The following is a 374-nucleotide window of genomic DNA, read 5'->3' as shown; positions in this document are numbered from 1 at the left end:
ACCATACCGTAAGCTTTCGCCACTTCCATACTAAGGTCTTCAATAATCGGGAATTCGATATCAACCCCGAATTTCTCTTTAATGTTAAGTACCCATGCATTGTGCGAATGGTGCGAATCAATTGAAAGTCCCAATAATTCACAGTTCATGGCATCGAAATCGGCTTTACGGTTTTGGAAGCCGATAAACTCGGTAGTACAAACAGGGGTAAAGTCAGCAGGGTGAGAGAAAAGCACCAACCACTTACCTTTATAATCTTCTAGTGTTTTACGGCCGTGAGTGGTCATTGCATTAAATGCCGGAGCGGCTTCATTTAAACGAGGTAATCCGAAAGTCTGTTCCATGATAGAGTCCTTAAATTAGTTTTGTTTATA

General features: G+C 41.2%; 1 protein-coding gene. It reads right to left on the bottom strand.

All coding sequences use genetic code 11. The features are described from left to right. The coding region (locus J3998_RS13600) for a redoxin domain-containing protein (RefSeq protein WP_208151114.1) at positions 1 to 344 on the bottom strand (344 nt) is incomplete at its 3' end. Positions 345 to 374 lie beyond the last annotated feature (30 nt).

Source organism: Thiomicrorhabdus marina, assembly GCF_017571465.1.
In the GTDB taxonomy this organism is placed as follows: Bacteria; Pseudomonadota; Gammaproteobacteria; order Thiomicrospirales; family Thiomicrospiraceae; genus Thiomicrorhabdus; species Thiomicrorhabdus marina.
This window is presented reverse-complemented; position numbering and strand designations above follow the sequence as displayed.